Source organism: Halomonas sp. AOP43-A1-21, from assembly GCF_052376775.1.
Lineage (GTDB): Bacteria > Pseudomonadota > Gammaproteobacteria > Pseudomonadales > Halomonadaceae > Vreelandella > Vreelandella colorata.
In genome coordinates, this window is record NZ_JBQSWC010000043.1 from 1 (window position 1) to 26362 (window position 26362).

At 53.0% G+C, this 26362-nt stretch carries 27 protein-coding genes; 9 read left to right on the forward strand and 18 right to left on the reverse strand.

Annotation, left to right across the window (positions count from 1 at the left end; genetic code table 11):
• Positions 1 to 191: 191 nt before the first annotated feature.
• Together ACT3R7_RS18790 and ACT3R7_RS18795 are read left to right on the forward strand one after the other, a co-directional pair.
• Positions 192 to 545, forward strand: coding sequence for a glutathione binding-like protein (locus ACT3R7_RS18790; RefSeq protein ID WP_496199354.1), 354 nt, complete (start codon positions 192 to 194; stop codon positions 543 to 545).
• A gap of 17 nt (positions 546 to 562) precedes the next feature.
• Complete coding sequence (locus tag ACT3R7_RS18795; protein ID WP_407648075.1) at positions 563 to 3163, forward strand: EAL domain-containing protein; 2601 nt, start codon at positions 563 to 565, stop codon at positions 3161 to 3163.
• Between the two features lie 65 nt (positions 3164 to 3228).
• On the opposite strand, the gene nhaD is transcribed toward ACT3R7_RS18795, so the two are convergent.
• Positions 3229 to 4704, reverse strand: a complete 1476-nt coding sequence (gene nhaD, locus ACT3R7_RS18800; RefSeq protein ID WP_193091768.1) for a sodium:proton antiporter NhaD — start codon at positions 4702 to 4704, stop codon at positions 3229 to 3231.
• Between the two features lie 541 nt (positions 4705 to 5245).
• Here nhaD and ACT3R7_RS18805 point away from each other — a divergent pair.
• The gene (locus tag ACT3R7_RS18805; RefSeq protein ID WP_193091767.1) at positions 5246 to 6214 is read left to right on the forward strand and encodes a TAXI family TRAP transporter solute-binding subunit; all 969 of its coding nucleotides are present in this window, start codon (positions 5246 to 5248) and stop codon (positions 6212 to 6214) included.
• An 85-nt stretch (positions 6215 to 6299) separates the two neighbouring features.
• Positions 6300 to 8090 carry a TRAP transporter permease gene (locus ACT3R7_RS18810; protein WP_193091766.1) on the forward strand — a complete coding sequence of 597 codons (1791 nt, stop codon included), beginning with the start codon at positions 6300 to 6302 and terminating at the stop codon, positions 8088 to 8090.
• A 62-nt stretch (positions 8091 to 8152) separates the two neighbouring features.
• On the opposite strand, the gene ACT3R7_RS18815 is transcribed toward ACT3R7_RS18810, so the two are convergent.
• The 3 genes from ACT3R7_RS18815 to ACT3R7_RS18825 form a co-directional block, all read right to left on the reverse strand.
• On the reverse strand, positions 8153 to 8698 hold the full coding sequence (locus tag ACT3R7_RS18815; RefSeq protein ID WP_193091765.1) for a hypothetical protein: 546 nt from the start codon (positions 8696 to 8698) through the stop codon (positions 8153 to 8155).
• Positions 8699 to 8757: 59 nt separating this feature from the next.
• Positions 8758 to 9717, reverse strand: a complete 960-nt coding sequence (locus ACT3R7_RS18820; protein WP_193091775.1) for a calcium/sodium antiporter — start codon at positions 9715 to 9717, stop codon at positions 8758 to 8760.
• Between the two features lie 122 nt (positions 9718 to 9839).
• Positions 9840 to 10865, reverse strand: a complete 1026-nt coding sequence (locus ACT3R7_RS18825) for a CNNM domain-containing protein (RefSeq protein ID WP_193091764.1) — start codon at positions 10863 to 10865, stop codon at positions 9840 to 9842.
• A 288-nt stretch (positions 10866 to 11153) separates the two neighbouring features.
• Between ACT3R7_RS18825 and ACT3R7_RS18830 the strand changes: the two genes are divergently transcribed.
• The 5 genes from ACT3R7_RS18830 to ACT3R7_RS18850 all read left to right on the forward strand — a co-directional run bounded on the left by ACT3R7_RS18830 (position 11154) and on the right by ACT3R7_RS18850 (position 16464).
• Entirely contained in the window at positions 11154 to 11828 is a 675-nt protein-coding gene (locus ACT3R7_RS18830; RefSeq protein ID WP_417422547.1) for a sugar dehydrogenase complex small subunit, read from the forward strand.
• Positions 11829 to 11865: 37 nt separating this feature from the next.
• Entirely contained in the window at positions 11866 to 13524 is a 1659-nt protein-coding gene (locus ACT3R7_RS18835; protein ID WP_193091774.1) for a GMC family oxidoreductase, read from the forward strand.
• Positions 13521 to 15011 carry a cytochrome c gene (locus ACT3R7_RS18840; RefSeq protein ID WP_193091762.1) on the forward strand — a complete coding sequence of 497 codons (1491 nt, stop codon included), beginning with the start codon at positions 13521 to 13523 and terminating at the stop codon, positions 15009 to 15011. Before ACT3R7_RS18835 ends, ACT3R7_RS18840 begins: the two co-directional genes overlap by 4 nt.
• Before the next feature lie 176 nt (positions 15012 to 15187).
• On the forward strand, positions 15188 to 15916 hold the full coding sequence (locus ACT3R7_RS18845) for a metal-binding protein ZinT (protein ID WP_193091761.1): 729 nt from the start codon (positions 15188 to 15190) through the stop codon (positions 15914 to 15916).
• A gap of 149 nt (positions 15917 to 16065) precedes the next feature.
• Entirely contained in the window at positions 16066 to 16464 is a 399-nt protein-coding gene (locus ACT3R7_RS18850) for a lysozyme inhibitor LprI family protein (RefSeq protein WP_193091760.1), read from the forward strand.
• Between the two features lie 249 nt (positions 16465 to 16713).
• Here the strand turns inward: ACT3R7_RS18850 and ACT3R7_RS18855 are convergent, their stop codons facing one another.
• The 14 genes from ACT3R7_RS18855 to ACT3R7_RS18920 form a co-directional block, all read right to left on the reverse strand.
• Entirely contained in the window at positions 16714 to 17034 is a 321-nt protein-coding gene (locus ACT3R7_RS18855) for an addiction module antidote protein (protein WP_496199355.1), read from the reverse strand.
• The gene (locus ACT3R7_RS18860) at positions 17031 to 17363 is read right to left on the reverse strand and encodes a type II toxin-antitoxin system RelE/ParE family toxin (protein ID WP_496199356.1); all 333 of its coding nucleotides are present in this window, start codon (positions 17361 to 17363) and stop codon (positions 17031 to 17033) included. Before ACT3R7_RS18860 ends, ACT3R7_RS18855 begins: the two co-directional genes overlap by 4 nt.
• Before the next feature lie 677 nt (positions 17364 to 18040).
• The gene (locus ACT3R7_RS18865) at positions 18041 to 19027 is read right to left on the reverse strand and encodes a hypothetical protein (RefSeq protein ID WP_496199357.1); all 987 of its coding nucleotides are present in this window, start codon (positions 19025 to 19027) and stop codon (positions 18041 to 18043) included.
• A 50-nt stretch (positions 19028 to 19077) separates the two neighbouring features.
• Entirely contained in the window at positions 19078 to 19236 is a 159-nt protein-coding gene (locus tag ACT3R7_RS18870) for a hypothetical protein (protein WP_496199358.1), read from the reverse strand.
• A 444-nt stretch (positions 19237 to 19680) separates the two neighbouring features.
• On the reverse strand, positions 19681 to 20037 hold the full coding sequence (locus ACT3R7_RS18875; protein WP_496199359.1) for a hypothetical protein: 357 nt from the start codon (positions 20035 to 20037) through the stop codon (positions 19681 to 19683).
• Positions 20034 to 21878: a replication endonuclease gene (locus ACT3R7_RS18880; RefSeq protein ID WP_496199360.1), complete on the reverse strand. Its 1845-nt coding sequence runs from the start codon at positions 21876 to 21878 to the stop codon at positions 20034 to 20036. The genes ACT3R7_RS18875 and ACT3R7_RS18880 overlap by 4 nt, the downstream gene beginning before the upstream one ends.
• Positions 21875 to 22069, reverse strand: coding sequence for a hypothetical protein (locus ACT3R7_RS18885; RefSeq protein ID WP_496199361.1), 195 nt, complete (start codon positions 22067 to 22069; stop codon positions 21875 to 21877). The genes ACT3R7_RS18880 and ACT3R7_RS18885 overlap by 4 nt, the downstream gene beginning before the upstream one ends.
• Positions 22059 to 22313 carry a hypothetical protein gene (locus tag ACT3R7_RS18890; RefSeq protein ID WP_496199362.1) on the reverse strand — a complete coding sequence of 85 codons (255 nt, stop codon included), beginning with the start codon at positions 22311 to 22313 and terminating at the stop codon, positions 22059 to 22061. Before ACT3R7_RS18890 ends, ACT3R7_RS18885 begins: the two co-directional genes overlap by 11 nt.
• On the reverse strand, positions 22310 to 22606 hold the full coding sequence (locus tag ACT3R7_RS18895) for a hypothetical protein (protein WP_496199363.1): 297 nt from the start codon (positions 22604 to 22606) through the stop codon (positions 22310 to 22312). Before ACT3R7_RS18895 ends, ACT3R7_RS18890 begins: the two co-directional genes overlap by 4 nt.
• Positions 22603 to 22728, reverse strand: a complete 126-nt coding sequence (locus ACT3R7_RS18900; RefSeq protein ID WP_496199364.1) for a hypothetical protein — start codon at positions 22726 to 22728, stop codon at positions 22603 to 22605. Before ACT3R7_RS18900 ends, ACT3R7_RS18895 begins: the two co-directional genes overlap by 4 nt.
• Entirely contained in the window at positions 22725 to 22931 is a 207-nt protein-coding gene (locus ACT3R7_RS18905) for a hypothetical protein (RefSeq protein ID WP_496199365.1), read from the reverse strand. Before ACT3R7_RS18905 ends, ACT3R7_RS18900 begins: the two co-directional genes overlap by 4 nt.
• Before the next feature lie 264 nt (positions 22932 to 23195).
• Positions 23196 to 23393 carry a helix-turn-helix transcriptional regulator gene (locus ACT3R7_RS18910; protein WP_496199366.1) on the reverse strand — a complete coding sequence of 66 codons (198 nt, stop codon included), beginning with the start codon at positions 23391 to 23393 and terminating at the stop codon, positions 23196 to 23198.
• A gap of 80 nt (positions 23394 to 23473) precedes the next feature.
• On the reverse strand, positions 23474 to 24289 hold the full coding sequence (locus ACT3R7_RS18915) for a hypothetical protein (RefSeq protein ID WP_496199367.1): 816 nt from the start codon (positions 24287 to 24289) through the stop codon (positions 23474 to 23476).
• The gene (locus ACT3R7_RS18920; protein WP_496199368.1) at positions 24286 to 25521 is read right to left on the reverse strand and encodes a tyrosine-type recombinase/integrase; all 1236 of its coding nucleotides are present in this window, start codon (positions 25519 to 25521) and stop codon (positions 24286 to 24288) included. Before ACT3R7_RS18920 ends, ACT3R7_RS18915 begins: the two co-directional genes overlap by 4 nt.
• Positions 25522 to 26362 lie beyond the last annotated feature (841 nt).

Here is a 26362-nt window from a genome sequence, read left to right on the forward strand (position 1 = left end):
ATCATGAGGATCTCCTGGATGAAGAAACCTCAGTGTGGTCAGCAAAACTCCGCTTGAGAAGATGTGGTTAGTGGCGCGTTTACGACTATCTAATACAGACTTATGGTAATGGCCGTTTGCAACCTTCTCTTGATAAAACTCATGGCTGGGTGGATTATCGGTATTGGCTACATTATGCCGAAGGTTCCTTAATGCCTTTATTAGTTATGCAGCTGGTTTTTAAGCAGGTGCCTAAACAGTCTCCGTGGTTTATTAAGCCGCTGGCTAAGGGTATCGGTGATACGGTTAGTCAGCGCTTCTTAAATCCTCAGCTCAAGCAACATCTGAGTTTTATCGAAAATCATTTAGCCCAAAAAGGTAGCTTTGCGGGTGAGTGGCCAAGCGGTGCTGATATCCAAATGAGCTTTCCGCTTCAGGCCATGCAGGCAACAAGATCTTTGGCTGCATATCCGGCCATTACCGGTTTTGTTGAACGCATTGAAACCAACCCTGCCTGGCAGCGGGTGGTTGAGCGTGCCGGGCCACTTACCATGCCTGGCGAGTAATCCTTATTATGCTCGCGATGTTTGTTTCCCGGGAAATGCTACGTTTGCCTAAATACGGGATGGCGGTACACCGCCCTCGGCGATGGGCTGTCACGGCAGGCGTATTGCTTGGGTCATGCGGCCTCGCTTTTTCGAGCCTGGCTAATGAGACCTTGTTGGTGGGGGCCTACCACAATCCCCCCAAGCTATTTGTCGACGATAGGGGGAAGCTGCGGGGCATTTTGGGTGAGCTGCTTGAAGCGATTGCCAAGCAAGAGGATTGGCAGCTGGAAACCATCGCCTGTGAATTTCAGCATTGCCTTAACCTGCTTGAGCAGGGCGACATCGATCTCGTGCCTGATGTCGCCTGGAGTGAAGAACGTGCTCAACGCTTTACGTTTCATAGTGAACCCGTCATGCACAGCTGGTCGCAGCTCTATCAGCACGAAGGCGAGGGCGTTGAGGCGATTCTTGACCTTGAGAACAAGCGTATTGCGGTAGTGCAGGGATCTATTCAACAGAATTATTTGGCAGCGGTAACGGAGCGCTTTGATGTGATGGTCTCCTGGATGGCTGTCGATAGCTATGCGGAAGGCTTCCAGGCCGTCGCAATGGGGCGGGCTGATTTGGCGGTCTCGGATCACCTGTTTGGCGATTGGCGCGCGCATAATTACGGGCTGTATGAAACGGCGATTATCTTTCAGCCGATTCGGCTTTTCTACGCAGGCTCGCCTGCCTTATCGAATGTAGTGTTGGAACGTATTGACCAAGTGCTGCGCCGCTGGAAGCGGGATCCTCACTCTGAGTATTTCAGCACGTTGCGTGCCTGGCGTGCTGAAGCGCAGCCGCCCGAAGCTATCCCCGTTTGGTTATGGTGGTGTCTTTGGCTGCTGGCCACTTTTTGCATTATCGTGCTGGGCAGTGCGCTGTGGCTTAAACGGCGCATGGCGTCTAACAGAGAGCAGCTCAACGCCAATAAAGTAATGCTGGCAACCATTTTGGATAGCGTTGATGCGTATATCTATATTAAAACGCCGTCCCTGCGTTATCAGTTTGTAAATCAAAAGGTGAGCGAGCTATTTGGTTTACCGGCAGAGCAAATCCTGGGCAAAAGCGATAACGACTTTTTTGACAGTACGACCGCGCACGAAATCGCTCAGGTCGATCGCAGCGTCATGGAGTCAGGTAGAAAGGTCACCATTGAAGAGAGCAATGTCCTGCGAAGCAGCGATCAGGTGCGCACTTTCTTAACCATCAAGATGCCATTGGCATTGTCGCCGGGTGCGCCTGCCAGCCTGTGCGGTATTTCAACCGAGCTGACGGACTACCTGGAAATGCAGTCACGCACTAATCATCTGGCATTTTATGATGTGCTGACAGGGCTACCCAATCGGCGTTTATTGATGGAGTCGCTGACCTGGGAGATCGAACAGGAAAATACCACGCGCCCGTATAGCGCCCTGTTAGTGATCGATCTGGATAACTTTCATTTGGTCAACGATATACAGGGCCACGAAAGTGGCGACCAGCTGTTAATCGATGTTGCCAAGCAGTTGCGCCAGTACTTACCCGAGGGCGCGGTGCTGGCACGCTTCAGCGGCGATGAATTTGTCGCCCTACTGGCAAGACTCGGCGAGCATCAAGCTGAAGCAGCTCTGAGCGCTGAGCGTGCCGCCAGACAGTTGCTGGACGCCGTTGCCCAACTGCGTGTTAACCGCTCGTTACCGGTTAATGCAAGTATCGGCATTGCGCTGTTCGATGGTGCCGATCACAGTATGAACAGCGTGCTACAACAGGCCGACCTGGCGTTACAGCAGGCCAAGACGGCGGGCGGCAGCACGCTGCGCTTTTTTAATCAGGATATGCAAACGAGCCTCATTGAGCGGACCAACCTTGAAAGCGATTTACGTCACGCTCTGGAGCGCAAGGAACTGGCACTGCACTATCAGGTGCAGGTTGATCATCAAGGTAAAACGACCGGGGTAGAAGCGCTTTTACGCTGGTATCACCCTCAGCGTGGCTGGGTGCCGCCATCCACCTTTATTCCTCTGGCGGAAGAGAATGGACTCATCGTGCCCATTGGTTACTGGGTGCTTCAGTCTGCCTGTGAACAGCTTGCCAAATGGGCCAATCAAGCCTCTTATGCGGCGTTAACCATTTCCGTTAACGTTAGCTCTGTCCAGTTTCAACAGCCTGAGTTTGTACGCAACCTGGAGGGCCTGCTTGCCCAGACCCAGGCACCGCCAGGGCGGCTGGTCTTGGAGGTAACGGAAAGTCTGCTAATGCGCGAGCCAACACGCGTACGCAATACGATGCTTAAATTGCGCGCCCAAGGTATTCGCTTTGCCATTGATGACTTTGGCACGGGTTACTCTTCGCTTAGCTACCTTAAACGGCTGCCTCTGGATGAGCTGAAAATTGATCAATCGTTTATTCGCGAACTGCTAACGGATAAAGCCGATGCGGCGATTGTCGATACCACCATTCTCCTGGCGGTGAGCCTGGGGTTAACCGTGGTGGCGGAGGGCGTAGAGAAAAAAGAGCAGTTGGATTGGTTAAAAGGTCATGGCTGTTACCGCTACCAAGGCTATCTTTTTGGACGGCCCACGCCCATCGAATACTTATTTGAAAGCTATTAAAAGCGATAACGCCCCGGTTCAGGGCGTTATGCGAAGAGGAAAGCCGAGCCAACAGAGGACGCGTATTAATAGTTGAGAAAGCTTTCTGCGTTAAGCCACAAATGAACCGCAATACTGGCGATATAGCCCAACGCAATAACCGGTGCCCAGCGCAAATGGCCCATAAACGTATAAGAGCCCCGCGCCTGCCCCATTACCGCAACGCCTGCGGCAGAACCGATGGAAAGCAGACTGCCGCCTACCCCGGCGGTTAGCGTAATCAGCAGCCAGTGACCGTGCGACATTTCCGGCTGCATGGTCAGAACGGCAAACATCACCGGAATGTTATCGACCACGGCGGAAACCACCCCAAGCACAATGTTGGCCCAGGTAGCATCCCAATTTGTATAAAGCATGTCGGAAAGCAGGCTCAAATAGCCCATAAACCCAAGACCGCCCACGCACATGACCACGCCGTAAAAGAATAGCAAAGTATCCCACTCGGCCCTCGCCACGCGGTTAAAGACATCAAACGGTACCACGCTACCCAACTGCGCCAGCTTCTTGTTATCACCATGACGACTGTAGCGTTCACGCTTACGCTCCAGCGAGCGGGGTAGACTTTTGCGTAGGTAGAAGCCGAAGAATTGAAGGTAGCCAAGCCCTGTCATCATGCCAAGCACCGGTGGCAAATGCAGGAACGTGTGGCAGATAACCGCCGTTAAAATAGTCAGCAAAAAGAGTACGATAATCCGCCTTGCGCCACGCTTTAGCTGAACATCTTCATACACGCTGGTGGGCTTTTGATTCTTAATACACAGGCTCATTACTATTGCAGGAATCAAGAAATTAACCAGAGAGGGTAAAAAGAGCGTAAAGAACTCCTGGAAATGGATAATCCCAGCCTGCCATACCATCAGTGTGGTGATGTCGCCAAAGGGGCTAAACGCCCCTCCGGCATTGGCGGCGACGACGATATTGATACACGCCAAATTGATAAAGCGCTTATCGCCTTCAGCAACCTTGGTGATTACTGCACACATGAGAAGTGCTGTGGTTAAGTTATCGGCAATTGGGGAGAGGACAAAGGCTAGCCCACCGGTCAGCCAGAATAGCGTGCGATAGCTAAATCCTTTACGCAGCATCCAGGAGCGTAACGCGTCGAACACCCGACGCTCTTCCATGGCGTTGATATAGGTCATCGCGACCAGCAGGAACAGCATTAGCTCGGTGAACTCTAAAAGCGTCATACGAAACGCGTATTCTGACGTGTCAGACATGCCGTTTTGAACGTACACCCAGCCAATAAGACACCAGATAATCCCCGCCGCCACCAAGACCGGCTTAGACTTGCGCATATGAATCTTTTCTTCCGCCATCACCAGGGCATACGCGAGTACAAAAATCGCGACGGCAAAAAAGCCAACGGCCGATGAGGTTAAATCGAGCTCGCCGGTGACTGCCAGGGTCGAGGTGCTATAAAGCGATAGCAAAGCGGCTAACAAAAAAAGCCAGCGACGAGAAACCCGTGGCTGGCCTGGCTCATGATGCTGCGTCAACATAGTGTATTATCCTTTTTTAAGTTTATTAGAAGGCATTAATGATAGAGGTAGATGTAACAACCCGTTTGGCTGCTAAAGACAAAATAAAATCAAAAAAAGCGGTCACTAAACGATGATGGCTTTTTTATAAATTATCCGTTTTGTTAACAGTAAGTTACTTAATAAATATCTGTGCCGTTTAGCGATGAATAAGTGTCACGCTGCTATTGCTGAATCATCCCATGATAATGAATGGATAATAATAAGACGAAGGGTTAATAAAACGAACGTTTAATGACGTTTTGTATTAGCAGCCATTTTTGTTAATTTTATGTAGACGTTGGGCTGGTAGTTTCCAGGTCAGACCGCTTGTATGACGGGTAGTCTCAGGGCGAGCGTCGGCCAGTCCATTTTAGGCCTGAGGAGCGTTCCTGGCGGGCACTTTACATGCTATGTTGGCTGAGCCAGATACGGCTCGTAGCCTGGCTTGTTGAGATACGCCACACCTTCAGCGCGACAAAAAAATCAGACCATTAAGGTCGCTGAATATTAGGAATTGCCCATGCTCCCTTTTCTACGCTCTGCTCTATGTACGCCTTTACTGGTTGTCACCACACTTTCACTAAGTTTCACGGCCCAGGCGGATACACGGGTTACTTATAAATCTGCTACGGCGGGGACCGCCTATTATCAAATGGGCGTGGAGTTATCTGAAGCCATCCGCCAGGGTACGAATGATGACATCGTTCTTACGCTGGAAGAGAGCCAGGGTTCGGTTCAAAACGTAATGGAAGTGATGGCGCGTCAGGGTAACTACGTTTTTACCACGCCTCCGGCTTTAGTTGAGCAAGCAATGGCCGGTGAAGGGCCGTTTGCCGAACGCCAGAACCCGCGTTTTCAGGAGATTCGTGGCCTGTTTCCCATCCCCGCAATTACCATGCACTTCATCTTGGCGGAAGATACAGGCGCTGTAGGTATTGAGGCGCTTGAAGGCAAGCACCTTCTAATCGGCCGCGGCACCTTCGGCGCTCGAGAAGCCGAACGCTACCTAAGGCTGTTCGGGTTGGAGGAGAATGTGCAGATAGCGGATGCTGCGCTAGGCAGTGGCCCCGATGCGCTGAAAAACGGTCAGATTGATGGGTTTGTAACGGCCAGCTCCTATCCAACGCCCAATATCATTGAAGTGGCCGCCAGTATGCCGATTGCGATGGTGAGCCTCACCGATGAGCAAATCGAGATGACCGGTGCAGCGCGCCAGACCATCCCTGGTGGCACTTATCCCGGTATTGATGAGGATGTACAGACCACCTCGTTGCCGGTCATGGCGTATACCACATCACAAATGGATGACGATACTGCCTACATGCTGACGAAAACCTTTTGGGAGCGCCGTGATGCCATGGCTGAAGAAGCTGCATGGTGGAATGGCATATCCCCTGAGCAGCTCGCCAATATGACAGGGACGCTGCATCCTGGTGCTTTGCGTTATTACGACGAAGTCGGTGTCGAGGTTCCTGAGTCGCTACGTTAATTCTCTTCTAAGCAGTGCCGACGCCACGAAGCGCTCTTCGTGGCGTCGCTATTTATTGATGGTTAGTTTTCAACAGGCATAAGGCATGACTCTTTTTTCAACGGCAACATCAAGCGATAAGGCTCCTGCCGCTCGTGGCTGGGTAGCGCTGGGCAGCTTAAGCGTGGCCTTTCATCTGGGACTTATCTTTTACGGTTTGACCCCGGCGCTGATTAGCCGGCCGCTGCATATGGCGCTACTGCTGCCGTGGGTGTTGATATTTATGGCGAAAACGCCTTGGCAGCGGGCAAGTGGTTGGATACTAACAGCGCTAGGTGTCGCGGCGTGTGGCTATATCGCGCTTAACGAAGCGGTGCTTGCCAATCAGTACGGGTTTATCGACAGCCATCTGCAAATGGCTATTGGCGTTTTTCTGATCGCGTTGGCACTTGAGGCGGCTCGGCGAGCCATTGGTTGGCCGCTGCCGTTGGTGGCATTACTTGCCTTGCTGTATGGCGCTTTGGGGCAGTATGTCCCAGGTACATTTGGTCATCCGGGTATTCCCCTACAGAGCATGGTGGGTACGCTTACCATTGCCGAAGGTGGGCTCTGGGGGTCGCTGACCGGTGTCAGTGTAGGCGTTGTCGCAATCTTCGTTATTTTTGGCGCGGTGCTCAACGCGGGTGAAGCGGGCCAGGGGTTTATGAACTTAGCGAGCGCTATGGCGGGCCGCTTGACCGGCGGCGCCGCTAAAGTCGCGGTCATTTCTTCGGCACTCATGGGGTCAATTTCAGGTTCCGCTTCGGCCAATGTGGCGTCTACCGGGGCGATTACTATTCCCTCAATGGTGCGCCTGCGCTACCCAAAATCCTTGGCGGGTGCGGTAGAAGCGGTGGCTTCTTCCGGCGGGCAAATTATGCCGCCACTGATGGGGGCGGGGGCGTTTGTCATGGTCGAACTGACCGGAACGCCTTATACACAGATTATGGCAGCCGCTGTGTTGCCCGCTTTTCTTTACTTTCTGACCGTTTGGGTAGGTATTAATGCTTATGCCACGCGTCACGATCTCCAACCTGTCGCCGAAAACGAGCGGCCCAAGCGAAAAGAAGTGCTGATTACTTCGCTGTTTTTTGCAGTGCCTTTTGTACTGCTTCTGGTATGTATTTTCGTAGGTGGATATACGCCTCAGTACGCAGCGAGCATTGCGATTTTTGCCGGGCTGGCACTTCTGTTTTTTAACGTTACGCTACGCTTCTCTCTACCCGGTTTTGCAGCCCGTTTCATGCTCGCTATGGTGACTGCCGGGCGACAGATTGCCATGATTGGTGCCATCATTATTTGCGCCTCTCTGGTGATAGGCGTGCTCTCGCTGACCGGGCTTGGGGTGAAAATCACGTCGGGTATCCTGTCGCTTTCCAACGATATGCTGTGGCCTGCGCTTTTGTTGACGGCGCTTGCGTGTTTGATTTTGGGTATGGAAGTACCCACCACCGCGGCCTATGTTATTTGTGTCTCGGTAGCGGGACCTGCGCTAACGTCGCTAGGCCTTGAGCCTTTGCTCGCTCACCTGTTTGTGTTCTGGTATGCGCTGCTGTCGACGATTACACCGCCGGTATGCGGTGGGGTCTTTATCGCGGCGGGCATGGTAGGGGAGAACTGGCTCAAAGTAGCGCTTAAGGCCATGGCACTGGGCATCGGGCTTTATATCATTCCGTTAGCGATGGTCGCTAACCCTGACATGATTCGGCTTGCCTTTGACCCTGCTGGGGCGCTGTTTGATACTGCTAAGGTGGCCGTAGGCCTGGGCGCGATCTCCTTTGGCGTCATTGCGAATAAAGCGCTATGGCTACGCCTGGTGCTTGTGGTGGTGGGCGCGCTGCTTATCTTCGCGATCTAACTTGCCGGGTTCGTCGCTGCCAATGTGCGCTAATGTAAAACACACTATTAAAAGCAAAAGCACTATATGCGCAGCGGCGAGTCTTCATTTAAGGCTTCGGTGGCATAGATAACCCAGGTATCAATAGCGGGTCCAAGCGAGCGTACCAAGGTCAGCGTATCAGGCGCCTGGGCCAGTGCTTCTTCTGCACAAATACCGGCCTGATAATGACCCTCAATCAATCCATTGGCGACGGCCACCGTTGTTGGTGCCTCAATGATCGTCTTGAACGCGCTTAAATCAGTGTAGTAACGCGTGGCAGGCTGAAGCGCGATGTGCTCTGGTTCGGGAGCATCACGACGGGCGAGCAGCGCCAGCGGCTTACTGCCCGCAATAAACGTATCTACTGGAAAGGCACGATGCATATAGCGACCTACGCAGTCGGCATGGCTGAAATGTGCCGTACATTGCAGTACATGGGTTAGTTCACTGGCCAGCAGTGCCTCGAAAGCTGCCTCAAACGTATCGAAGAAAATGTATTGGCTGCCTTGCGCCGCCCGACGTTTGAGGTAGCGTCCAGCAATTAACGCATGATTGCTGCCTTCAGGCCCAAGAGTACCAAGAATCACTGTGCTTCCTTATGCTGTTAACGTCGTATGGTCGAGCGCAAGCCGTTGTCGTACAAAACTTAACTAATCACCGTAAAGCTGGCCGTCAAATACGCTATGTATCCCACTAAGAGTAATAGTCCCTCGCCGCGCGATAAGCGCAGACCGGTATAGAGGAATGCAATAAGCAGCGCGGAGGCACCCAGCATTACCCACTGATCAAATGATGCCATGCGTTCCACTAGCGCTAGCGGCTGCAAGAAGGCGGACACGCCCAGTATGCCAAGGATGTTAAAGATATTGCTGCCCAGGATATTACCCACTGCCACATCGGCATGCCGCCGTAGAGCCGCAATGACAGAGACAGCAAGCTCAGGTAGTGATGTACCAATGGCTACAATGGTAAGCCCAATAACCGCTTCTGAAATGCCCATTGCCTGGGCAATACCGATGGCGCCATATAGCAACAGCTGAGACCCGCCGATCAGCAGGGCCAGTCCACCAATTAAGGCCATCATGATAAACAGCGTACTGCTGGGCAGCTTGGTAACTTCGTCTGCCACCGCGGCATGCAGCTCGGCGGAAGGGGTATGCTGGCCACTTTCGCTGCGGTAGGCCCATATTAGATAGGCCGTCAGGCTAACGAGGAGTACGGCCGCATCAAAACGCCCTAGACTGCCGTTGAAAGCTAACGCAATGAATAGTACTGCCGCCAGCATCATCACCAGTCCATCGCGCTTAAGTGCCTGTGGCTGGGTGGTCATTGGACAGATAAGGGCGCAAACGCCAAGAATCAATAAGATATTGCCAATATTGCTGCCGATCACGTTACCAATTGCGATGTCGGGCTGCTGGTTCATGGCGGCGTGAATCGAGACCACCAGCTCGGGCGATGAGGTACCAAACCCTACAATAACGAGCCCGGTAAAAAGCGGTGAAACGCCCAGCCGTTTGGCTCCGGCGACGGCACCGCGAATCAACCCTTCACCGCCTAGCGTTAAAAGCGCAATACCCGCTAATAAACTCAGTCCATAAAGCAGCATAAATGATCTCCACCATGAAGCCTAAACGCCTAATATCAGCGACTATAAGCGTTAATTTAATACATAGCGAGACCGATTCTTTTAACGCTTAAGAAGATAAAATATTGGTCAGGAGTTCACTATTGAAGGGGCGTGTCGGATTTTACTTGTTTGAGCCAGCGCTGTTTAGCATGATTTCTAAGATTTTGAATTTTATCTGTTTCATCCACAATATCTTGACCCAGAATAGTTTCGATAACGTCTTCAAGGGTAATGATGCCAAGCCAGGTTCCATGCTCGTCATAAATCACCCGCATATGGTGACGGCTGGTGAGCATATCTGAAAATACCTGCTCAACGCTTGTGCTGTCGGCGATAGCTCCCATGGGATGCATCAATGCCTGCATGGTGCTATCCGGTTCGGCTTGATAAATCTCAAGCTTATGTATATAGCCTAAGGCCTGTTCGTTAGTGTCCATAACAGGGTAACGTGTAAAAGAGAGCTTGCCGAAGCGTTCATCGAAATCGGCCACGGTCATATCCGGTGCGACCGTTTCACTGACAGCGCGTGGCGTCATCGCCTCAGTTACCGGAATTTCATGCAGGTTAAGAATATTGGTAATGGTGCGTGTTTCATCGTTATCCATTACTTTTTCTTCCAGACCTGCACGCGCTAATACTTTTATTTCGCTACGCAAATCAATACCTCCATCTGCCTTACCCAGCCGCCGGGTAATGATTTTTGATAGCCAGATAAATGGTATTAACACCACCATCAAGATATTTAAAATAGACGGCAGAAAAGGCGCTAAACGACGCCAATAGTTGGCCCCTAACGTTTTAGGAATAATTTCTGAGAACACCAGGATTAAAATCGTCATGACTGCCGAGGCGACAGCGACATAAACATCCCCAAACACAGCGGCTACCTGGGCGCCTATTCCCGTAGCTCCCGCCGTATTGGCAATGGTATTAAGTGTTAAAATAGCCGCAAGTGGGCGGTCGATGTTGGCTTTAAGCGTATCAAGTGATTTATGTAATTTAGGGCGGTCATCTTTAAGTTGGGCAATATAGCTTGGTGTAATGGACAGTAATGAGGCTTCAAGTATCGAGCATAGAAAAGAGGCTGAAATAGTTAAAATAACAATTGTTATTAAAAGTATCATATCGGCTCACAGGATTAAGAGGTTTGATCTCTTTATAGTTAAGCTATTTAAGCTGTCAATGAGTGCTTTAAAGACCTAATTTATGTTGTTAAATATAGGTTCTCAGGATTTTTGTCTCCCTTCTTGGATAATTTCTACTACTCTTTTAATAGCGAAAGTTTGTCTGCTAATTATTAAGAGAATGTTAATGCTTCGTACTAGCCGATATGAAACAAATACGACTCCTAAGGTGTTGATTGAGATAATAAAAATGACGCAGGCACTAATTGATACTTGGCAGGGGACTGTATGAATAAGGAAGCAATAGGCGCCCACGACGCTCCGCATTTTTTACCCATCTCCCCTGAAGTCGAGGTTTCTCGTCGTCAGGTGCTGGTCGGTGGACTTGCGGTAACTGCAGGAAGTTATTTCTTATTGCATTGGCCTTTTAGCATTGCGCAGGAGATTCCAGCCAGCCGTGCGATCGAAAGCAATGTTACGCCTGAGCATGAAGCATTCATGCGTTTTTCCGTTGCCATTACCGGGCATGAAAATCTTCATCCCATTACCGCTCAGCGTATTCACCAAGCCATAAGCGACGCTAATGAAGTTAACGCTGCTCAATTAGAACGTCTTGCGGGACTCGTGCAAGAGAATAGCGACCCCGATACGCTATTGGCTAGCGCAACAAATGCAGGGCTTGAGGAAATGGCCCTGGCGGTGGTGGCCGCCTGGTATACAGGCACTGTCGATATGGGTGAAGACGCCATCGTAGTGGCTTACCCCGAAGCCTTGATGTACCGGACCGTTCAAGACGGCCAAACGGTGCGTACTTATTGTCGCAACGGTCCAGCCTGGTGGGTACAGGATCCACCACCGGCGGGCGTTTCACCTCCCGATATGGAAACCATGGAGGAGCCAGAGACAACCGGCCTGCCTGTAGATGAAGACGCCCCGGCGGTGCCAGAAACCGCACCCAACTAAAAAGCTTTGAATTAAAACCGGCAGGGAATTAATCGTGATGAGAACACCTGATTTCGACGCAAATGGCGATGCGTCGGCAGATGTAGTAATCGTTGGCTCGGGCGTGGTAGGTGCGATGATGGCCGACCAGCTTGTCGCCAAGGGACACTCGGTGCTTGTATTGGAGGCCGGCCCGCGCATTAACCGTGGGCAAATTGTCGAGAACTGGCGCAACATGCCTTTTCAAAACCGGGCAGGGTCTGATTATCAGGGGCTTTATCCTCAATCACCGCTTGCCCCTGCGCCTTTGTACTTCCCCGAAAATAACTATGTGCAGCAGTTTGGGCCCAGCGCGGGCAGTTTTAGCCAGGGCTATTTGCGGGTGGTCGGCGGCACTACCTGGCACTGGGCGGCTTCCTGCTGGCGCCACCTGCCAGTAGATATGCAGATGCAAAGTGCCTATGGGGTAGGGCGGGACTGGCCTATTTCGTATGAAGAACTCGAACCTTACTACTGTTTGGCAGAAGAAGAAATGGGGGTGGCCGGGCCCCACGACCCAGCGCTTCAATCACCCTCCGAGCGTAGCCGACCCTATCCCATGGACATGATTCCCTGGAACTATGGTGATATACGCTTTGCCGAGGTGGTTAACCCGCACGGCTACCGCTTGGTGCCGATTCCCCAGGGGCGTAACGTGCGCCCCTGGCAGGGCAGGCCTGCCTGCTGCGGTAATAATAACTGCATGCCCATTTGTCCCATCGGTGCCATGTATAACGGCATCCATCATGTAGAGAGCGCCGAGGCTAAAGGCGCCAAAGTCCTCGCCGAAGCGGTGGTCTATAAAATCGATACGAATGAAGAAAACCGGATAACAGAGGTTCACTGGTTTGATGCGGATAAGGTGTCTCACAAGGCAAGCGGCAAAATGTTTGTACTGGCCTGTAATGCCTTGGAAACCCCACGCTTGCTGCTGATGGCCGCGAACGAACGCAACCCGCAGGGCATCGCCAATTCTACTGATCAAGTGGGACGCTATATGATGGACCACTCAGGCTTTCACTGTACGTTTATGGCCGATGAGCCGCTCTGGACAGGCCGCGGCCCGGCGCAAAGTAGCTGTATGGTTGGCCCGAGAGATGGCGACTTCCGCTCCGAATACTCATCCAACAAGGTAATTCTCAACAACCTTTCCCGCGTGGAAGCCGCCACTACTGAAGCGTTGAAGCAGGGGCTAGTAGGCCGGGCGCTTGATGATGAGATTCGCCGACGGACTATTTATGGCGTGGACCTTTCGATCAGTCTGGAGCCGCTACCTAATCCCAATAACCGCGTGACGCTAAGCGAGACCCGGCGTGATGAGCTAGGGCTGCCATGCCCCGATATTCATTACGATGTGGGCGAGTATGTTCATAAAGGCGCTGAAGCATCGCATCGCCAGTTGGAGTTTATTGGCAAGCTATTTGGCGCGGCTGAGTTCCATATCACCGAAGATTTAAACGCCAATAACCACATCATGGGCGGCACGATCATGGGAGCGGATCCCCGTACCTCGGTGGTGGATGGTGATTGTCGAACCCACGACCACCCCAATCTATGGTTGCCAGGGGGTGGCGCGATGCCTTCGGCCAGTGTTGTGAACAGCACACTCACCATGGTAGCGCTGGGCCTGAAAGCCGCCGACTCGGTCGCCAAAGAGCTCGGGCGGGGGAACGCATGATTGCCTTACAACAAAGCTCAGCGTTTGGCGCTTTCAAACAAGCAGCCATCATTTCGTCCGTTGTGCTCGGGATTTTCAGCACCTCTTACTCGTTTGCACAGACCGAGCCAACGCAGAGTGAGCCTGCTTCTGAACAGGAGGCATTGATAGAAGAAGGCCGTTATTTGGCAATCGCCTCAGACTGTACGGCCTGTCATACGATGCCTGAGGGAGGCGAGCCGTTTGCCGGTGGCTACAACATCGTTTCGCCGCTTGGCGATATTCGGGCAACTAACATTACCCCCTCTACCTCCGCAGGAATTGGAAACTACACGCAAGAAGAGTTTGCCCGGGCACTACGTGAAGGTGTGCGTGCCGATGGCGCCTATCTTTATCCGGCTATGCCTTATACGGCTTATACGCAGCTCACTGACGAAGACGTAGCAGCGCTTTATGCCTATTTTATGCACGACGTTGCGCCGGTAGATGAACAGGTTACTGACACTGAGCTGCCATTCCCCTTTAATATTCGTATGAGCATGGCGGTATGGAACGCACTCTTTTTGGAAGAAGGCCCTTTTGAAGCAGATCCCGCGCAAAGCGATCAGGTTAATCGCGGGGCTTATTTAGTCAATGGCCCCGCCCACTGCAGTACCTGCCATACCCCACGTAATATGCTAATGGCCGAGCGTGAAAGCCAGTTTCTTGGTGGGGCGTACTTGGAAGCGTGGTACGCGCCCAATATTACCTCCGATGACATTAGCGGAGTTGGCGGTTGGCGTGATGAAGAACTCATCCAGTTTTTACGTACGGGGCACGTTGAAGGCAAAGGCCAGGCGGGTGGGCAAATGGCCGAGGCGATTGAAAATAGCTTTCAATACCTCACCGATGACGACATTTCCGCCATTGTGGCTTATTTAAGAGAAGTGCCCGCTATTCGAGATGAGCAGCAGGATCAACCGGCCTACGCATTTGGTGAAGCGCAAAACCTTGAGCCAACGCTGCGCGGTACCGCTGAACACGATAAGATCGATAGTTTGGATACAGGTGAAAAACTTTTTAGCGGTAGCTGTGCAAGCTGCCACCAGCCAAGTGGCGGCGGTAGCGGGCAGCAATATTATCCACAGCTGTTTAATAACACAGCAACCGGCGGTAAAAATGCCGCCAACTTAATCGCCGCTATCGTCTATGGCATCGATCGTGAAGTTGGTGATGAAGCATTCTTTATGCCGCATTTTTCCAAAGGCTCAATGATTAACGAACTGTCTAACGACGACGTTGCGGCCATTTCAAACTACGTGCTGCAGCAGTATGGTAATCCAGCGCTGGAGGTGACCAGTGCGGATGTTGCTAAAGCGCGTGAAGGCGGAGAAAAGCCACTGCTCGCCAGGATCCAGCCGTTTATTATATGGATAATGCTAGCGATAGCCGTATTGCTCGCTGCACTCGTCATATGGCTGATAGTGCGTCATTGTAGTAAACGCCGGAAACGTACCGTTAGAGCCTAGTGGCTTTTCGGCCTGCTGAAGTGTTGTAACTTTCAGTACCAGAAGCACCGATGAGTCTCGCCGGTGCTTTTTTAGCACCTAAGTTTCGACTTGGTGGATTTTATGAGTGTAATGTTATATTGTATCTTTATGTCTCGTTAAAAATAATCTATTCACTGGAAAAGGAAGTCTGAAAGATGCCGTTACTCTCATCCAAAGCACTCAGCGCATTAGCCATCAGCTCGCTGGTACTGGCAGGTATTCAGTCGGTGGTTGCAGATGACAAGCATGAACACCACGACCATGATCATAGCCACTCACATGATCATTCACACGACCACTCTCATGGCCATGACCATTCGCACGACCACGGACATGATCACAACAGCGATATCAATTCGGGGCATTTTAGTGATGACCAGGTGGCGGACCGCCCGCTTTCTGATTGGGAAGGTGATTGGCAGTCCGTTTATCCCTATCTAGAAGATGGCACGCTGGATGAAGTGTTTGCCCACAAAGCCGAGCATGGCGATAAAACGGCGGAAGAGTACAAGGAGTACTACGATACCGGTTACCAAACAGCGGTTGACCGTATCGTTATCGAAGACAATAACGTCACGTTCTACGAAAATGGTGAAGAGAACACGGGCGAGTATCAATATGATGGCTACGAGATTTTAACCTACAAAGCAGGCAACCGCGGCGTACGGTTTATTTTCGAACTAGAGGGCGAGGACGCCGCTGACAATCTTCCTCAGTACATTCAATTTAGCGACCACGATATCTACCCAACCGATGCGCACCACTTCCATCTTTACTGGGGTGATGACCGCGAAGCGCTGCTGGAAGAGGTCACTCACTGGCCGACGTACTACCCGTCTGAGTTAAACGGTGATGAAATCGTCGAAGAAATGATCGCGCACTAAGATCGAGCCACCTTTTTAATAGTTCGTTATAGACGCCAGCAGAAATGCTGGCGTCTTGCTGTTATGAGAGCATGAAAAAAAGCTAATCTGTAATACAGACAAAACGAATGTTGCCGCTTTGGCTTTATTAACCAGCGATAGGTATCACGATGCGATTATGGTCACTATGGACAGGCGTGGGGCTTTTGATTTTCAGCGGCTGGGTAAGCGCCAATGAAGAGTGTGATAGCCCTGAAACACAGATGGAAATGACCCAGTGCTCGGCGCAAACATACCAAATGGCTGATGATGAGCTTAACGAGGCTTATCAGGCATTGATCGGAAGGCTTGAGAATAATGGGGCGTCACTTGAAAAGCTCAGAGCGGCCCAGCGCAAGTGGATTGGTTTTCGTGACGTCGAATGTGCGTTCGAGAGTAGCGCGGTAGAAGGCGGTAGCGCCCAGCCTATGGTACGCAATGGTTGTCTTGAAGCACTCACTAAAGCGCGCACGCAAAGACTGCAAGAGCATGCCAACTGCGAAGAGGGCGACCTAAGCTGCGTCAGGTAGCTAATACAAACACTGACTATAGATACAAAAAAAGCACCGTTAGGTGCTTGATTTGTAGGGGTGTCTGGTGGAGGCGGCGTCCCACTTAAAGTTAATTTAAGTCATTGTTTTTATTTTATATTGATTGGGTATATTTTTAAATATGCCCCCAATTATGCCCCCTTTTCTGGGGTGTTACCGATATTAACCCGTACTTTGAACCCGGATACGGCGCTGAGTAAAAGCGGCGCTTTATAAATTGGCCGCTCTCTATCCTGTTACCGGCTCTTGGCTATGGCGTGTCAGGTCGTGAAAGTGGATACCTGTTGCTTTGATGACGGCGGTCATCGTGCGTAGCGTGGGGTTGCCTTTAGGTGAAAGCGCTCGGTAAAGACTTTCGCGTGACACCTTGGCACGTGCCGCAATGGCGGCTACACCGCCTTGGGATTCCACTACATGGCGTAGTGCCAACAGAAAGGCAGATTCGCCGCCTTCTTCATCCAGCTCATCGAAGGCGGTGCGCAAATAGTCCAGCGCCATATTGGGATCATCGCGCAGCATTTCGACAACAGCAGCATCATGGCTTTTCATGTACTTGCTCTCCTACGGTGGTCAGCTAAAAACGCCTTGGCTTGCTCTATATCGGCTTGCTGGCGTTTCTTGGTTCCACCGGCTAATAACATCACTAAACGGCGGCCTACTTTGGCGTAATAAACGCGGTAGCCCGGCCCGTAATCAATCCGTAGCTCTAGCACACCATCGCCCACTGCCTTGGCGTCGCCTGCATTGCCTGCGGCCAGTCGGTTAAGGCGTGTCAGCACTCGCATTGCGGCCATCCGGTCTTTAGCCTTCACGGCTTTCAACCATGCTTGGAATGGGTCGTGACCGTCAGCGGCCAAGTAGTGCGTAAGCTCTATCATCGGCTCATTGTAGCTTATAAGCTACAATGAAGGCATCAAGCTTTTTAAAACCTTCGTTTAGCAATGAAAGGCCTGGTGGTGTTTGCGGTGGGGTGGTGGACGGCTGGCCAATCAGCCGCCGCGCTTATTCTGCATTGTCGTTACCGCTTCGCTGCATGGGGCTTCGCCCCATACCCCATTGACCAGGTGCCTACCTAGCCCCCTTTGCCTAACCCATAGCGTGACAAAATCACCTAAATACACAGCGCCAGCCCGGCGCGCTCCAAGTCATGCCGCTGGGTTGTCTTGGGTTGTTGTATCGCGTGCCTTTGGGCGGGGTGGTGGCATGTCCATTTTAACGGTTATCGCGTGGTGGTGAGGCAAAGCCTCAGTGGCGTTAAAAGCCTTATAAAACATCGCAATAGCTCTTAAGTGGCTTATGTCGGCTCAAAAGTAGCGCGGTGGCCACGGTATGCCGGGCATAGGGTCATCGGCGGCATGATGGGGTGATAACGAAACAACAACCAACCCCTGAAAATTTGCCGTACATAGGCAAATTCCGGGACTGCTTGCCCCCGTACTACCGGGGTGGGTGGGGGAGTACCTTTTAACTTTCTGGCGTATATGAGCGCCAGCGCGAGGCATGAAAAAGCCGTGAAAGGGTAGCCCCCTTCACGGCGTTGCAAGCGGCTTACTGGCTAGTATTCAAGCCGTTCAGGCGCATCCATTGTGTAGAAGTGGGAAATTTTCATTTCAATATGAGCGCTGCTATAGCCGTGTCCATCTGGGGCATGGCGGTTTGCTTCGCCACGGGCCTCATTAAGCGCGGCCACACGGTTTTGCAACCCAGCCACCTCGATAGCATCCAGCAGGTCGCGCTCTGCTTGAGCCATAGCAGCCTTACCGACCTCATAACCTACACCACGTTGCAGGCTTTCCAGCTCGGCAAGGTCGGCTTGCAGGTCAGAACGCATTTTTTCTAGCCCACGGCGGGCGCTGGCTTGCTTCTCTGCCTGTTCGGTTGCTTTCTCGGCTGCCTTACGTGCTTTTGCCAACGTTGTGGTGGCCTGCCCCTTGGCGGTTTCGTCCACCTCGCCTAGCAGGGCGCTTGCCTCAAGGCACTCTACTTCCTCGGCAGCGCGGCGGGCTTGGGCCTCCAGATCGGCGGCGATGCTGTCGCTATCCTTCATTGCCGCAATAGTCGCGTTGATCTTATCAATCCGCTGCTGATGATCATCCATCGCCTGAGTAACGGCCTCTAATGCTTGCGGTGAAGCCTCTGGCCTCGCCTTTACAGCTACAGCCAGCGCTTTCTCTGCCTGGGTTTGTGCTTCACTGCATTCAGCATAAACGCCTTGGGCTTCTTCATGGTGGATCCGCGCTTGCTTTAGGTCGGCCAATTCACGCTGTATCTCCAAGCGCCGAGGGTCGTCATGGTGGGTAGCGCTGCGATCGAGCGCGAGCGACAGGTAAGCCGTTACTTTTTGCACCTGCTCCGGCGTTGCTGGATCTCCAACTACCAAACCATCAGGGCGACCCTGTCGAGTCATCACTGTTAGGCGCCGTTCGGCATCGCCCATTTGCTGCCGTGCTTCTGATGCTTTGGCAGTGGCAGCGCTTACCGCTTTTTGGGCTTGTTGGTGCTGCTCAAGCCATGTTTGCCAAGTGGTTAAACCATCTTTCATTGGGATACCTCTCCTTTGGAGCCATGTTTTCCAGGTGGCTAAATTATCGCTCATTGGGATACCTCGCCTTTGAGGTGTTTCATCTCAGATAACAGCAGTAGCCAGCCAGCGGCGTTAACGTCGCCAGCGTCGGCCATTTCATTCAGCATTCGCGCCAGCTCGGCGCGCCGCTGTTGGGATGGGTAAATCTGAGTGCCGCGCTTTTTCATTTTTCGTATCACTTTTATTTGCCGTTAATCTGGCCTTATTGGGCCTTTTCTTTAGTGTTGGGCTATCGCATGGCGTCACCTCCCGGCGGCGCTAAACGCTTGCCTTTGCTGGTAAGTGGCGCGGCGCTGAGGTGTGCATTTCGCAGGGTGCCACCTGTACATGCTTTGCCTGAATAAGTGGGGGGTGTTGCACAGGTTGCACAGGTGATGCGCCGCATGGCTACGCGGATGCTGCCCACCTGTGGCGGTACACGCTGGGATTCCGAAAATTTCACGAAATCCGGGGCTGCTTGCCCCCGTGGTCCAAGGGATTGGTCGCTAGAAGGACCCGCTTTTTTCCATGGGCTGCTGTGCTATCCAGCACCCTGCTGTGGGCTACTAACAAGTGTGAGCGCCAGCAGGCCACCGCTAAGCGATGCTCGGCTAATCCCATCGGTAACGCGCTCATTGCTCAAGCTGCCGTTTTAGCCAACGGTTAGCCGCTTGGCGGCCTGCGTTGTTCTTTACGTGGGCGCGCTGTTCCTGCATGGATGCTTGTTCCCAAGCGACGCTATACCCTTCGGCTAGCCGCATGGCTTCGGCGTGTTGCTGGGTGGCCAGCCTCAAGCGGATAAAGCGACGATCCTCAGCCAGTAGGCCGCATCGTTTCTCTACCATCGCCAGCCATGGCTCAATGCGGGTGGTCACGGTTGCACGCCGTTGGTGCTGTTTGGCTCGGGCACCCGGCTGGCCTTGTGACCGGGCAGCGCCAGCGGTGGCCTGCATCTGGGCAATGCGGGCAAGTAGGGCTTCGCCGTTCATGCAATGGCCCCCGGTGGAATATCCGCGGGCGACAGTTCCCCACGCGCCAGCATGGCTATCAGTAGTTCACGGCCTTCCTCAAGGGAGGCCCGCAAGCGTTCACGTTCTTCATGCTCAAGGCGTCGCCTAACTGACATGGCGCGGTACTGCTTGGCATCTATCTTGGCTTGCTGCTGAATGCGGCTTACCTGCTCACGTGGTAGGGGCGGGAACATTCGCCTAAACGACTCGGTTACATGCCATTCCCAATCATCAAGCTGCCGGGGGCTGGTGGGCTGCGTACAGTTAATGACACCAGTCCAAGGCGCTGCGGCTTCGCCTACGCGCTTAAAATCAAAACCGGCAGCTTCACTCTTGCGCTCAAACGTCCAACGGTAGTACCTGGTCAGGTATTCCGTTTCACCTAGCTGACTGCTAACCACTAAGCCCCAAGTGCCCACCATCGGTTCGCCATAGCGCCCAAGCGTGTCGCTCGACCATTCCCCTGTCATCGGGTCGCAGTTCGCTATATCGGTGGTCTGGCGTACTACTCGCCATGGGCGAATGGGGGCAACGTCGCGTGGCTGCATAGGGCCGCCCATCAAATGAAGGTACTTATCCCAGGCGCCAGCATTGGCCGCTTGGCGTAACCCTTCCAAGATCGCGGCGGCTTCCGGTTCTGGCCGGGTGGCCGCTTCCCAATCGGCTAAGCGCTGTTCATCCTTGAGACGGCGCAACTCACGCCATACGGTGACAGACGGCAGCCCAACAAACTGAAACTGGCGAATACCCCAGCAGGCCGCCCACGCTTCAATGCGCGGGGCGCTGGTTTCTAGTGGCTGGCCATAATGGTCTAGGTTGTCACCCTCAACACCTTGGCGGGCGTGCTGCTTACCGTTGATGTTTTTAGCCACGTACTTGGCCACATACCCGGCAGCGCTTCCCTTGCTTCGGTCTATCGTTACTGGCTTGAATCTGACGTTGGTGTTTCGCTTAACCTCACCTGGTGAGTCTTCCAGCGAGTAGCGGCGCAATATGCTGGTTACTTTGGGTTCATCTTCCGAACGCATCCAGATCAGTAAATGCCAATGAGGCGTTCCGTCATGGTGAGGCTCAGCAACCCGGATGCCGTAAATACCGAGACCGTCGCGCTTTAGCTTGGCGCGGGCTTTGGCCCAGATGCTTTGCAAGTACGCCTGCGCTTCACGCGGGTTGGCGCCAGCATATTTATGGTTGATGCTGCCGTTTTGCCGTACCGGGTGAAAGCGGCTAGGGGTGGTGATGGTGTAGAACATTCCCCGGTGGCCTGCCCGGTCGGCTTCGCGCTCAGTGTCGGCAATGCGCAGCATTAGCTCTGCCCGCCGAAACTCAGGGTTAGCCAGGCCAAGCTCTGCCAGTTCTGCCAGCGTGTATTGGTCGCCGTCTTGGTTGGTGGCCGTGATCGCTTCAAGCAAGCGGGCGTTGCGCGTGGTTTGGTCAATGCGGCGGCGGTAGCCTTCATTGCTCACGTAGATGCCTGCCCGCTTCTGGGTGCGGCCTAACATCCGCTGACGCTGCTCACGGCGGCGGCTGGTCAAACGTCGAAGCTGACGACGCCACCAAAGCGGGCAGGCAAGGCGTGAGAGCGTGCCGCTAATCGTGAAGCCGGTAGGTAGGTTTATCTGGTGCGCCGCCACACGATGCAGCGCCAAAGCCAGCGCCTTCTCTGGATCAATCTGCGCGGTGTCCATTTCAATGGCGCGGGCTTGGGCGGTAGCGTGGTCGATCAAGGCTTGGTCGTCGCTGTGACATTTCCACGGCCCGCATTTCAGCAGGGCGTCAGCGAGGGTTTGACGATCAATGTAAGCGGCGTGGCTGGTCATAAAGCCCCCTTGCCGCTTACCGGGCTTGGCTTCTCAGCGCCAGCGCCAACCCCGGCGGGCTGGCATTGATCGGTAAGGCATAGGCGTGCCCCATGCCGTGTGATATTCTCAGGCTTAGCGTTTGCTTTGGTCAGCGGCGCGGAGAAGGCCCAGCCATTGCGCTGGGCTTTTTCATGGGTGCTAGTCAGCATCGTGGCCCCCTTCCAGATCAGCGCCAGCGGGGTCAATGCTTTCATCAAGCAAGGCATTGGCCAAGGTGGCGGCACGCTCCCCCATGCAGCGGAAAGCCGTTGACCAGGCAAGCGCCTGCTGTTCTGTGACTCCCTCACTTAGATAAGCGACATCACCCAATACAGTTGCAAGCGTGGCGTTGGCTTCGGCAATGTCGCGCAGCTCTACCATTTGTTTTACGGATAGATCGTTTATATGACTCATGCGGCCACCGCCTTAGGAAGAAGGGCTTCCAGATCGCGGGCAATAGATTGAAGTTGTTCAAGGCTGTCAGGTGCAGCGCGTTGGCATGGGGGCAAGTAGACGCTGTAAGTCTTGGAAACGGCGGCGGGGTTATGCAGGTCAGCACAGCGGCTAACGCTTACGTTCAGTTGAAGTAGCACTCCCGAAAAATCGACGCTTACCCAATAGCTGCCCTGGGTGCTGGTAGTCAGCGCCAGCGCTTGAATATGGGCGATAGCGTCCCGGTGGGCTTGAGGTATTTGGTAGTGGCTCATTGCTGCACCTCACTACGCACAAGGCGTAAGGCCAGTTCAATGGTGGGCTTGGTGATGAGGTCGGTGCGGTAAGGCGCAAGCAATTCAGTCAGGCGCTTTAATTGGCGGGCGGATAATTTCATGCTTCACCGCCAGCACTGCGCTTGGCAGTCTCTAGGGCTTGGGCTTCAAGTTGCTGTGCTTTTTCAATGTGGTGGTTGTAACGCTTAAGGCGGGTGCGCGTGCTGGAATCGGCATACAAGGCGGCTTTCGCCATTTCTCTATGCGCGTCGGCACGGCTGGATAAACTGCGGGTAATAAGATTGGATAGGCGGATTGATGCCATGGGTGTGACTCCTATTTGACTGGAGTCCGCCAGATCACTTGCACATGATGGGTGGCGAACTGTACGCAGGTGTGCAAGACCGGACAAATAGGAACCCGGCAGGCCGAAGCCTCCCACGCACAGTCCACCATAATTGACGGGCATAAAAAAAACGCCGTCATGATGGGCGCTGTTGCGCCTATTTGAACTCGGGCTTGCACACCCGGCTGACGATTTTGCGCCAGCCCTTGGAGCATAGCGGGAAGAGGTGGCAACGGTCAACATTTACGCGGCTCCCTCTTGGCGGCTCGCTTCAATGCGCTGTTCGATCCAGGCTTCAACCTCATTTTCTACCCAAGCCACAGAACGTGGGCTCAGGCGCACAGGTTTGGGGAAGTCGCCGCGCTCAACGCCACGGTAGATGGTGCTAGTGCTAAGGGAGGTTTTAGCTTTGACGGCGGGGAGTTTGATTAGGTTTGCCATGTCGTTGTAGCTCCTGATTGCTTTGGACATGGCTGGAAGGATGGTCGCAATAACCTAACTATTAAGGCTAAATTTTGACTTCAATTTTTAGCTTTCTTTTTCCCTCTGATTGTGCTGTTGGGAACTCCCCAAGCCTTAAGGTCACTGAATATAGAACCTTTTGAATTTTTTACCGCGTCGCCAAGCGTTTTTCCATTAACGTATATGCCTTGCTTAGCAAGCTCGGTCGCAGCTTCCTCGTAACCAGAATCGTCTTTAGTGTATTTGGGATCGCTTCTATAAAGATTAAAAAACAAGTTGGCAAAATGAGTGTTTCTATCTTCTATAGCTTTAGCCTTTACTTGCTTTGAATCATTAGGTTTTAAGTGATTTCCGCCGAATTGGACGACCTTTAGCTTACTAAACTGGCTCAAGCATTCCTCTATTACATTGGCGCTAGAGGATGGGGCAGGGAAGCTTTGAAAGCGTGCTATTCCATGCTCCCAAAGCGCCAGTCTCAGCGGTTCATCTGGATATTCAATCGGGTAGAAAGCGCGAGCATTTTTAATAGCGTTGCGGTGCGTTTCCCAAGCAGTAGCAGCTCCTAGTAAGTCGCTCCCACCTTTTGTCATCATGTTGTGAAGCATGGCCAGTCCCACCTTGGGAAAGCCATCATGCTTCCAGTAACCTGCAAGTTCTGGCAGTGCATTATCAGGGTCGTTTGTGATGCCGGGCTTTAGTTCTTCGGCTCGCTTTTCTAATGCTCTTAAAGCGTCGATTGCTTGCTTCACTAAAGCGTTATCCCTTGCTTCTTCTTCCTCGCTGTATACCTCTCGGAATCGGTCTTTAGTTGGGGAGCGCTTTTGAGTAAGTACCCCGTCTTCTATTTCGTAGCACCCGCCTTGGTTCTTATTCATGCGCTGGCCCCTTGGTAGATCGGTACCACGTTACTTGCGCCATCGCGTAAAGCGTCCAAATAGTCGGCCCAGCTTTGCAGCATTTCCCGGCGCTGTTCCAAGTGGGTGGTGCGGTTATAGGCGCGCCCATTGCTGTCTTTCACCTTGTGAGCTAGCTGCTGCTCAATGTACTGCTCTGGGTAGCCAAGGCGTTCAGCCAATATAGTGCGGGCCATGGCCCGGAATCCGTGGGCGGTCATTTCCCCTTTAAAGCCCATTCGGTCAAGTGCTGCCTTGATGGTGGTATTGCCCATGGGGCGCTTGCTGCTACGGGCGCTGGGAAAAACGTATTCACCCCGGCCCGTTAGGCGGTGAAGCTCGGCCAGCATAGCGACGGCTTGGCGGGGCAGGGGCACTATCAGCGGGTCGGCGTTTTTGCTGGGTTTAAAAGCCCATTCTGCGCTTTCAAAGTCGAAGTCCTCCCAACGGGCTTGACGTAATTCGCCAGGGCGAACAAATATCAGTGGCGATAGCTTGAGCGCGGTAATGGTAACGGGCATACCGCCGTAACCTTCAATAGCGTTAAGCAGCGGGGGAAGTTCTGCCGGATCGGTGATCGCTGCATGGTGGTTTGTTTTCGGGGTGCGGAGTGCGCCTTTCAGATCGGGGGTTAAATCGCGTTCAGCACGGCCCGTGGATATGGCGTAGCGGAATACTTGCCCACATAGCGTTTTTACCCGGTGGGCTGTTTCTAAGTGGCCGCGCTTCTCAATTTTGCGCAGGCATTCCAGCAATTCAGGGGGCGTTATATCGGTAATGGGGCGATGGCCCAGCGCTGGAAAGGCGTCACGGGTAAGGCGGGACTTATTACGGGCGTAGTGATCGGGCACCACTTCATGGCGGTGGATATGCTCAAGCCATTCTGTGGCCACCGCTTTAAAGGTGTTTCCCGCTGATGTTTTGCCAAGCTCTTTAGTAACGCGCTTGGTGGTGCTGGGATCTAGCCCTTGCGCCAGCAACTTGCGTGCCTGGTCGCGGGCCTCTCTGGCGGCGGCAAGACTTACTTCCGGGTATACGCCAATCGCTAAGCGTTTTTCCTTACCGTGGAAACGGTACTTCATGCGCCAGTAGGTGCCCCCAGTTGGGGTAACTTCCAAATACATGCCCCCACCATCGGTAAGGCGGTAGGTTTTATCTTGGGGCTTGGCGCTGCGCACGGCGGTAGCCGACAGCTTATTGCTAACGTGGGCCATTTGGGGGCACCTCATCGGTGTAGGCTCTTGGTGCCCCCAGATATGCCCCCTTTGATGGGGGCATGTCAAGGTATTGGGTGAATACTCCTGACAACAAAAAAGCGCCCGGAGGCGCTTGATTGCTGGTTTCGTGAGAAGTTCTGATAACTCCTGAAACCTTAAGGTGGTGGGGCGGCGTCGTTTGAACTGGTTTGTTAAGCGTCTGTTTTTAAATGGTTTTTGTTTTTATTTATCAGTTAGGCATACACCAGGGCATACACGGTGCTGGCTGCTGGGGCACTTTCAACGGTGATTCGGTGGAGAAAATGGGAATCGAATTGACAGAATCACAGCCTTTTTTTAAGTCGGGGGAAGCGCGGGAAGGCTAGCACTACGAAACTTTCGTAATACCCGGCATTGGGGGGATTAGATGGAATAACCTCCTCACATTAGGACAGAGTGTCTTTAAGCGACTCTGTTAGCGCCTAGGGAATCGGCTAGGTTCCAAGCCTATTAGCGTTACCCAATAAACGGACATCGCCGGGAACGCCAACTTGGCGTTGTGGGCGTACCTGGGGCGGGTACGGCTTGAAGTGACTCAGGCTCACAATTAAAAGATGGGAATCCTCACCTTTTCTCGGTTTCAAACCGCAAAATTCACTGCCTCGGTTTCAAATAAAAAGCCCCAGCGTTAGCCAGGGCTTGAAGTGCCTACCACCGCCACTACTACTCGGAACGTTGACGCGCAGGCTGTCGGGGTTTTACATGTCAGGGGCACTCTCCGACTAATCCCCTTGCTGCTGACTAGCGGAAGCCTGGCATCACTCTATAGCCTCCCTTAAACGGCTCTTTCCTCAAACAG

Excerpts from the sequence above, each read along its gene's own strand:
- ACT3R7_RS18875 (WP_496199359.1), bottom strand. The coding sequence starts at position 20,037 with ATGAACGGCGAAGCCCTACTTGCCCGCATTGCCCAGATGCAGGCCACC.
- ACT3R7_RS18830 (WP_417422547.1), top strand. The coding sequence starts at position 11,154 with ATGAATAAGGAAGCAATAGGCGCCCACGACGCTCCGCATTTTTTACCC.
- ACT3R7_RS18885 (WP_496199361.1), bottom strand. The coding sequence starts at position 22,069 with ATGCTGACTAGCACCCATGAAAAAGCCCAGCGCAATGGCTGGGCCTTC.
- ACT3R7_RS18795 (WP_407648075.1), top strand. The coding sequence starts at position 563 with ATGTTTGTTTCCCGGGAAATGCTACGTTTGCCTAAATACGGGATGGCG.
- ACT3R7_RS18860 (WP_496199356.1), bottom strand. The coding sequence starts at position 17,363 with ATGATAGAGCTTACGCACTACTTGGCCGCTGACGGTCACGACCCATTC.
- ACT3R7_RS18890 (WP_496199362.1), bottom strand. The coding sequence starts at position 22,313 with ATGAGTCATATAAACGATCTATCCGTAAAACAAATGGTAGAGCTGCGC.
- ACT3R7_RS18880 (WP_496199360.1), bottom strand. The coding sequence starts at position 21,878 with ATGACCAGCCACGCCGCTTACATTGATCGTCAAACCCTCGCTGACGCC.
- ACT3R7_RS18850 (WP_193091760.1), top strand. The coding sequence starts at position 16,066 with ATGCGATTATGGTCACTATGGACAGGCGTGGGGCTTTTGATTTTCAGC.
- ACT3R7_RS18905 (WP_496199365.1), bottom strand. The coding sequence starts at position 22,931 with ATGGCATCAATCCGCCTATCCAATCTTATTACCCGCAGTTTATCCAGC.
- ACT3R7_RS18835 (WP_193091774.1), top strand. The coding sequence starts at position 11,866 with ATGAGAACACCTGATTTCGACGCAAATGGCGATGCGTCGGCAGATGTA.
- ACT3R7_RS18825 (WP_193091764.1), bottom strand. The coding sequence starts at position 10,865 with ATGATACTTTTAATAACAATTGTTATTTTAACTATTTCAGCCTCTTTT.
- ACT3R7_RS18855 (WP_496199355.1), bottom strand. The coding sequence starts at position 17,034 with ATGAAAAGCCATGATGCTGCTGTTGTCGAAATGCTGCGCGATGATCCC.
- ACT3R7_RS18900 (WP_496199364.1), bottom strand. The coding sequence starts at position 22,728 with ATGAAATTATCCGCCCGCCAATTAAAGCGCCTGACTGAATTGCTTGCG.
- ACT3R7_RS18805 (WP_193091767.1), top strand. The coding sequence starts at position 5,246 with ATGCTCCCTTTTCTACGCTCTGCTCTATGTACGCCTTTACTGGTTGTC.
- ACT3R7_RS18840 (WP_193091762.1), top strand. The coding sequence starts at position 13,521 with ATGATTGCCTTACAACAAAGCTCAGCGTTTGGCGCTTTCAAACAAGCA.
- ACT3R7_RS18895 (WP_496199363.1), bottom strand. The coding sequence starts at position 22,606 with ATGAGCCACTACCAAATACCTCAAGCCCACCGGGACGCTATCGCCCAT.
- ACT3R7_RS18865 (WP_496199357.1), bottom strand. The coding sequence starts at position 19,027 with ATGAAAGATGGTTTAACCACTTGGCAAACATGGCTTGAGCAGCACCAA.
- ACT3R7_RS18920 (WP_496199368.1), bottom strand. The coding sequence starts at position 25,521 with ATGGCCCACGTTAGCAATAAGCTGTCGGCTACCGCCGTGCGCAGCGCC.
- ACT3R7_RS18810 (WP_193091766.1), top strand. The coding sequence starts at position 6,300 with ATGACTCTTTTTTCAACGGCAACATCAAGCGATAAGGCTCCTGCCGCT.
- ACT3R7_RS18870 (WP_496199358.1), bottom strand. The coding sequence starts at position 19,236 with ATGAAAAAGCGCGGCACTCAGATTTACCCATCCCAACAGCGGCGCGCC.
- ACT3R7_RS18790 (WP_496199354.1), top strand. The coding sequence starts at position 192 with ATGCCTTTATTAGTTATGCAGCTGGTTTTTAAGCAGGTGCCTAAACAG.
- ACT3R7_RS18910 (WP_496199366.1), bottom strand. The coding sequence starts at position 23,393 with ATGGCAAACCTAATCAAACTCCCCGCCGTCAAAGCTAAAACCTCCCTT.
- nhaD (WP_193091768.1), bottom strand. The coding sequence starts at position 4,704 with ATGTTGACGCAGCATCATGAGCCAGGCCAGCCACGGGTTTCTCGTCGC.
- ACT3R7_RS18845 (WP_193091761.1), top strand. The coding sequence starts at position 15,188 with ATGCCGTTACTCTCATCCAAAGCACTCAGCGCATTAGCCATCAGCTCG.
- ACT3R7_RS18915 (WP_496199367.1), bottom strand. The coding sequence starts at position 24,289 with ATGAATAAGAACCAAGGCGGGTGCTACGAAATAGAAGACGGGGTACTT.